Genomic DNA, 6,684 nt, shown 5'->3' on the forward strand with positions numbered 1-6,684 from the left:
ATCCAGATAGATCGTGGCCACGATCATGGAACGATCTTCACGTGGTCTACGCCGGACCTACCCACGCTCTCACATCATGCCCCACGCGCGCGCGAATCGGGGACCGGCCCTGCCGAGCCGCTTACGTATCAGCAGGACTATGCGACCATGCGACAGGCTGCCTAGCGTAGCAAAACAGCGAGTCGCAAATACGCTGGAAGGTTGCGAAGGTAAATAACGACGTGATGGCAAGATAGGTTGGACCGCAAGAACATAAGCCTGATTGACGCTGAGCGCTTCGAGCGCGCTGGATAGTAGAGGCCGTTCTTGGCGCATTCCATCAGGGCGCGCAGCATCGCGCTGCAGACGCCGGATATAAGCCTGCAGCCAAACCCTCATCGAGCGTCGCAGTGTTATTTCCTTGCAAGCCGGGCGGCGTTCATATAAGCGTCAAGCAGAACCGCTGGTCTCGCCAAGATTGTCGCGGCCCGATGGCGTTAGCTTGCCCCCGGTTTTGTGTCGTCCGGCCCACCATTGCGGTCTTCGTTATCCGGCTCCTCCGCAAGCGCCACGCCGATCGAGTACTTGATCAGCTCGGTATCGGTCTCCACTCCAAGCTTACGCATGGCACTGGTCTTTTGCGCGCTGATGGTCTGTTTACTGCGCTTGAGTCGCGCCGCAATTTCGTTGACAGAGAGTCCCGATACAAACAGCCGAATTACTTCAGATTCACGCTTGGTGAGCGCGCGGCTACTGGAACCCGCCGATTCGATGTCGAGCTGCCAGACAATCTTCGATATGGCAGGGGAAAAATAACGACCATTTGCGTATGCGCCATGAATTGCAGCTAGCAGATGATCCGTCGTATCAGCCTTGCTGAGAATGCATTCAATGCCTAGTTTGAGAATGGAGCGAATAACACCAGGATTGTCAATCATGGTCAATATGACAATCCGTAGAGCCGGGTACCGGCGCCGCAAAAACGAAAACAGTGTGATGCCGTCGCCGTAATCGCCGCCGGGCATCGCGTAATCCGACACGAGTACGTCGCACGGCTGCTTGCCAAGTGCGGCAAGTAATTCGGTAGAATTGCCAACCGTATCCACAACGTCAAGCGTGCGATGCTTCTTGAGCGTATGAAGTAATCCGGCAACGACTGCTGGATGGTCATCGGCGAGAATGACCCGGATGGTGAAATCATCCATTTGAAGTTTTCCTGCATTGAAATGTAGTCACATACATTACAGATTTTGAATAAATCGATAATGATTGGGAAACGGCTGCACCGATTCGGATAGCCGAGCAAATCGATTGACCGGGGCCTGGGCCAGCGATAGTCGTGGCAAAGGAACCCGAAAGATGACCAAGAGAACCCGGCGGACGCACTTTTCCGCGTTCAAAGCCAAGGTGGCGCTGGCAGCGGTTAAATTCGAGCGGACGCTGGCCGAATTCGCGCATTCCCGACCGCGGCCGGTGAGAGAGGTCAAACAGTTGCTGATGCGACGAATCGACGAACTGCATACGGAGTTTCCGTTTGCCGCAGCACAGAGGCTCATGGGTGCGCAGTCGCTGTAGTGCAAGCCAAACACCAGCCGCGGCAACGAACAACACAGTGTCTGCCCGCATTTGCAGCGCAGCCTGCAGATCAAGCGGGCCAACCAGGCGTGGACACGCGGCACGACGTATATTCCAACGGTGCGTGACTTCGTGACTCTCACAGCGGTGGCGGACTGAACGAATCGCAAAGTACTCGCAAACCGGGTCGCCATCACGCTGCAAGCAAAGGACGCTATTGACGCACTCGAGGAAGCATTCGCGCGCCACTCGCTGCCCGACATCGTGAGCACCCATCAAGGCAGCCAGTGCACGGGGGACCCGTTCACCGATGCCTTGTTGGACCGAGGCATCCGGCTGCCGATGGATGGCCGTGGCAGCTCGCGTGACAACGCGGTCGTCGAATGAGCCCGGCCCAACATCAAGTACGAGGAAGTCTCTCTGAAGGCCAATGAGTCGGTCAGCCATGCTCGGCGCTCCATTGGCGAATACATCGAGCTGTACAACTGGAAATGGCCCCATTCGAGCCTGGCACACGCCGGGTGAGGCACGTCGCTACGCTGCGTGCGATCAACTCGGCAGCATGATTGTCTCGGACGCTCCACTTGAAAGTATCGAAAACCCGTCCGAAAGGCCGAGACCACCTCTTCCCGCTCGAGTGTGGCGGGTTTGTCCAGCTCAAGAAAAAGCGCTCATTCAGACACATTCCTAGTTATCCTGACGTTGAGTGATTATGTCAGAATATCGTGCACAACAATCGCGGCAACCCAAAATAATGGGCAACCGTCCGGAAACATCCGACTGACCTGAATTGTCGGAATGACACGTCGCAGAGCGATAGCTGACAAAGCTTTGACCGATCCTACAATCTGGTTTGCAAACAAGAACAAATATTCTTACAAAGACAACGCACTCGGCCTGTGGATTTCTCCGAAGCTGCTTTCATGACAGCCGTTCAACGCTCATTGCCGGCACATGCGTTCGTGTTCGGTCATCAAGGTGACGAACAGTCGACTACCACGGTCGCGGCGCACCCGGGCCGTAGCGGCACGCCTGATCGCTATCCTTCGTATTTGCGTATCGTCTTGCGGCCCATGTTCAGTCGAGCGGCGATGACGGAGACAAAAAGCGTCCCCGACGCTGCAGTTCTCCAATCGTCATCACTTCTTCCAGCTCGACCACCCACAGCCCACGACCGATCTCAAGGTTGATATCGTCGGTGAGCGGTCGGTGCGGCGGCGGCCACCGTCATGGCCTTCCCGATGCAACAGGCGCGGCCGGATCCGAGCTCCGACAAACAGGAAAATCCGTGTGCCGGTCGTCGATTCGTCGCATCTGCAACTGATTGGCCTCGCTCACCGGCCACTGTCGGTAATACGTGCTCGATCTCGCGATGCCGGCCAGCCGCGTCTATTGCGGAATCGACAGCACATGCGTACGGTCGATCATCGCTTGCGTCCAGCAATCCCGCTTCCGTGCGCTCAACCGGCTGAGCGAGCAGTCTCTAGCCAGTCAACCAAGGCACCTGCCGCCGCGTATTCCTGCAGTACCGCCGCGTAGGCGTCGAAGCGATTCGTCACTTCGCTCACGCTGTTGCCATAGTGATCATTCTCGGCGAGCAACACATCGAGCAGGGTTCGTTTGCCCAAGTGGTACCACTGTTCGAAGAAGGCCTTGCGCACCTGATCCGTCTCGGCGGATAGTCGCTCGTATTGGTCCGCGCGGCTGAGCATGGTGTGCGCATCCTGATCCGCGGCGCGAATCCCATACTCAAGGTCACGCCGCCGCTGATCGAAGCGCTGCCACGTAGCCTGTGCTCGATACCCGGCCGCAGCCGTCGCCGCCTGCGTTGAGCCGCCGCGAAATGCTGCCCAGTTGAGCGTCATCATGGTCTGCCATGGCGCTCGTTGTCCCGCGCCTCCGACGCCGGCATTCGCACTGACAACCCAGTTCACCGACGGCAGCCCTGACGCTTTCACCGCCTTGGCATTCAGGTTGGCCGCATTAGCCTCGGACTGAATCTGTCGCAGGCTCGAGTGAGTATCTACCTGCTGCAGAAGTTGCGGCAGATTGCCCGGTCGGATGGGCCAGTGGTGCGTGGGCGGAAGCGGCGGCGTGGTCTCACCCACCAGCTTTTGCAACTTCAATTCTGCATCGCGCACCTTAGCTTGTGCGGAATCACGCGCGGCTTCAGCCTGCAGCAGACGGGCCTTCGCCTGCGTGAGTTCGCTGCCGCGACCTCGGTCGACAGCCACAATTTCACTCAGCATTTTCACGAGCGTCGCCATGCGCTCGACGAATTGCTGGCTCAGGCCAACTATCGCGCGTTGCTTGCCCAACTCGACAAGCGTGCTCGTCACGTCGAACGCATTCTGGTCGCGAACCACCGCGTAATTGCTGCGCGCGGCATCCGAGAGATGCTCACGGCTTCCAATAGTGTTCTTTGTGCGGCCCCAGTCGTACACCGTCGTGGTGATGGTCGCCGTAACCACATTGCCGTTGTCGTAGCCATTCCGATTGCCAGGACCAAATTTAAGTCCCTGCGTCTGCGAGCCTATGTCAACTTGTGGCCATCGCTGCCCTTTCGCCTCGTCGACATCTGCATTCGCGGCTTCGTAGTCTGCATACGCCTGTCCCACTTCGGGACTGCGCTTCTCTGCCTTCTCGACAGCGTTAAGGAAGATGCGACGTAGCGTGGTGGAATCCGTCGAAGGCACGCCATCGGGACTGGACGGTTGCGTTTCAAGCCACTGCGCGAACGTTGCTGGGGGCGTTCGGCTCGTCGACGTTGACGGGTGTTTCGCCTCCGCCGAAATTGATTTCAGTGCAATCGCGGCATCGCTTACCAATGCCTGATCAGGCTTCGTTTGCGCACCTACATGGCCACTCGCCAGCAAGCTAAGAAGTGCCAAAGTCAGCCATGCCATGGGGCGGCGTTCCAAACCGGGGAGGCCGTCCCGGTGGGTAAAGGCATGCACCGCATTTTGCACGTCAGGTCGAATATCTTGAGTCATGATCGGAAACCGCTCAGATTGATCGTTGGTGACGCGACACATGAGCCGAGACCTGGAATTGACAGAACGATGAAACAATCTTCGTCGTCTCTGGGTTTGCCTCGGCTACTTCGCGTGACTGATGAACGAAACTTGAAATTTCGTACTGGATCTCATTGTCGGAAAATCAGTCAGCCGGCGGAATCGGACTGCAGCACCGGAGTGACAGGACCAGTACGAATTTGTATATCGGCGTGACTTCGATTGGTTGGACCAGTTCCGCCTGCGCCACCTTTACCTTGGACGCCGAGGAGTGTGCACATCGATTCGGTTTCATGATTTCTGGGTTCCTCTTTGTCCGGCATCATGGCCGACCAAGGCCTTAGGTTTCCAACTTAGCGACCCGTCCGAATTCTCGACGCCGTCTCTGTGGTTACGGCCAGCGGCAATTCGCTGGCCTGCTTGAGGCTGGCGAACTTCGCGGGCGGCACAAGATAGTTCTCGAGTTCGTTGAACCGATGCGAACCTTGCAGCCAGATGCCGCCAGAACTCAGCGCGTTCTTCAGTTCCAACCGCGGTCACCGTCTGCAACGGCCCGCACGAGCCGCTTACGCCGAACCGGGCATGTGCGGAGGCGTTCAAGGCGGCGGCAGTGCAACGGATCCGGGAAGGGCAGAGCATCCGGGCGGTGTCCCGGGAATTGAAGATGTCGCGGCAAAACATTGCGCAATTGGGTGAAAGTAGACGGGCAAATTGAGCAGCGCGGGCGCATAGGTTGTGGGCGCTGGAAGAGATGGAGTAGTCGCGCCTGAAAGCTGAAAGCAGGCGTCTGTAGATGGAGCCAAACACGCCGAAATAAATATTGCAGCATAGTATGATTGCATGGTTACTCTTTTTTGAGAGGCATCCATGCGCAAGCTTGAAATAGCAGATGCGGAGATCATGCAACTCGCGATTCGACAGGAAATTGAGCGCAGTGAGGAATCGCGGTATGACCACCGCATGCATGGGGTACTACTGGTTAGTTGCGGCTACTCATGCACCGAGGTTGGCCAGTTGCTCGATCAGGCAGCAACGACAGTGCAGCGATGGGTCGGACGTTTCGAGCGAGGCGGTTTTGACGGATTGCGCGATGGCGACCGGACTGGACGTCCGCGCGCACTGGATGAATCGCAATGGCGTCGGGTAGAGGCGGATCTGCGCAGGACGCCACGCGAGTTCGGATTCGAGGCGGGCCTGTGGGATGGCCCCCTTCTGTCGGAGCACTTGCACAAGAACTATGGCGTCAGGCTCGGCGCGCGTCAGTGCCAGCGACTGATTGGCCAGATGGGTTTCCGGCTTCGCAAACCATGCCCGCAGGTGGCCCAGTCTGATCCTGCTCGCGTTGCTGCGGTAAAAACCGCGGCGCGTGGCAAAGCGCGACGACGCTGAGTCATGGAGTCTGGATGAACGTCATTTTCAGCAGCACGGCTCGCGCTGTCGCATGGGGGTGGCCCCGGAAGTGCGCGATCCAGTATTGATGCACGCACCCACGCGCAAATCGGTAGCATGCTTTGGCGCCGTCAGCCTGAGCACTGGCCGCTTCGTGTGGCAAGTTTGTCCTGTGTTCAACGCAGAAACTTTCCTGTCTTTTCTGCGCCGACTGCTGTGTCGTCGACGAAGCGGCAAGCAAATCGTAGCCGTGCTCGATAACGCCAGATATCACCATGCCATCTGCTTAAGCCGCTGCTGCAAAAGTACCGACGGCACCTGACGTTGCTGTTCCTGCCGCCTTATAGTCCGCAACTGACGCCTATCGAGCGCGTCTGGAAATTGACGCGGCGCCTGACATTAAATGACTGCTACTTTGCCACGCTCGCCGAAGTCCTCGAGGCCGTCCACGCCTGCTTCCGACACTGGATCAGGCCAAACGCGGTTCGACGAAGATTATGCTGCATTATTTAAGACGCTTGTTTAATCGGCGTTTTAAGCGAAGCAGCTGTGTGGGTGGGCCATCAGGCTGTGTGACGTTTGCGGTAGCCGTCGAGAAAGCGCGCGATCCGGTTGATCGAATCCGCGAGGTCGTCGACGTTCGGCAGGAACACGACGCGGAAGTGATCCGGCGTTTTCCAGTTGAAGCCGGTGCCCTGCACGAGCAGCACGCGCTCTTCGAGCAGCA

The 6,684-nt window shown here is 57.8% G+C and carries 6 protein-coding genes and 2 pseudogenes; 4 read left to right on the forward strand and 4 right to left on the reverse strand.

Annotation, left to right across the window (positions count from 1 at the left end):
- Window positions 1-476 precede the first annotated feature (476 nt).
- Window positions 477-1,184, reverse strand: coding sequence for a response regulator (locus tag F6X42_RS41160; RefSeq protein WP_187639512.1), 708 nt, complete (start codon window positions 1,182-1,184; stop codon window positions 477-479).
- 154 nt (window positions 1,185-1,338) lie between these two features.
- Here F6X42_RS41160 and F6X42_RS46220 point away from each other — a divergent pair, with 154 nt between their 5' ends.
- Both F6X42_RS46220 and F6X42_RS46655 read left to right on the forward strand, forming a co-directional pair.
- The gene (locus F6X42_RS46220; RefSeq protein WP_376776524.1) at window positions 1,339-1,554 is read left to right on the forward strand and encodes a hypothetical protein; all 216 of its coding nucleotides are present in this window, start codon (window positions 1,339-1,341) and stop codon (window positions 1,552-1,554) included.
- Window positions 1,555-1,953: 399 nt separating this feature from the next.
- The gene (locus F6X42_RS46655; protein ID WP_512699656.1) at window positions 1,954-2,079 is read left to right on the forward strand and encodes an integrase core domain-containing protein; all 126 of its coding nucleotides are present in this window, start codon (window positions 1,954-1,956) and stop codon (window positions 2,077-2,079) included.
- Window positions 2,080-3,014: 935 nt separating this feature from the next.
- Here the strand turns inward: F6X42_RS46655 and F6X42_RS41170 are convergent.
- The gene (locus tag F6X42_RS41170; RefSeq protein ID WP_187639513.1) at window positions 3,015-4,547 is read right to left on the reverse strand and encodes a TolC family protein; all 1,533 of its coding nucleotides are present in this window, start codon (window positions 4,545-4,547) and stop codon (window positions 3,015-3,017) included.
- A gap of 374 nt (window positions 4,548-4,921) precedes the next feature.
- The gene (locus F6X42_RS41175) at window positions 4,922-5,098 is read right to left on the reverse strand and encodes a hypothetical protein (RefSeq protein WP_187639514.1); all 177 of its coding nucleotides are present in this window, start codon (window positions 5,096-5,098) and stop codon (window positions 4,922-4,924) included.
- 337 nt (window positions 5,099-5,435) lie between these two features.
- Between F6X42_RS41175 and F6X42_RS41180 the strand changes: the two genes are divergently transcribed.
- Together F6X42_RS41180 and F6X42_RS46230 are read left to right on the forward strand one after the other, a co-directional pair.
- A complete protein-coding gene (locus F6X42_RS41180; protein ID WP_187639515.1) occupies window positions 5,436-5,957 on the forward strand; it encodes a helix-turn-helix domain-containing protein in 522 nt (173 codons plus the stop codon).
- Window positions 5,935-6,470 (forward strand): annotated as a pseudogene (locus F6X42_RS46230) (IS630 family transposase). Before F6X42_RS41180 ends, F6X42_RS46230 begins: the two are co-directional and overlap by 23 nt.
- 50 nt (window positions 6,471-6,520) lie before the next feature.
- On the opposite strand, the pseudogene F6X42_RS44995 reads toward F6X42_RS46230, so the two are convergent.
- Window positions 6,521-6,684: pseudogene (locus F6X42_RS44995) on the reverse strand (aminotransferase); the annotation flags it as partial.

Origin of the sequence: Paraburkholderia podalyriae (assembly GCF_014397785.1) — a bacterium.
Taxonomy (GTDB): domain Bacteria; phylum Pseudomonadota; class Gammaproteobacteria; order Burkholderiales; family Burkholderiaceae; genus Paraburkholderia; species Paraburkholderia podalyriae.

Coding starts and splice junctions, on each gene's coding strand:
- F6X42_RS41170 (WP_187639513.1), bottom strand. CDS start 4,547: ATGACTCAAGATATTCGACCTGACGTGCAAAATGCGGTGCATGCCTTT.
- F6X42_RS41180 (WP_187639515.1), top strand. CDS start 5,436: ATGCGCAAGCTTGAAATAGCAGATGCGGAGATCATGCAACTCGCGATT.
- F6X42_RS41160 (WP_187639512.1), bottom strand. CDS start 1,184: ATGGATGATTTCACCATCCGGGTCATTCTCGCCGATGACCATCCAGCA.
- F6X42_RS46220 (WP_376776524.1), top strand. CDS start 1,339: ATGACCAAGAGAACCCGGCGGACGCACTTTTCCGCGTTCAAAGCCAAG.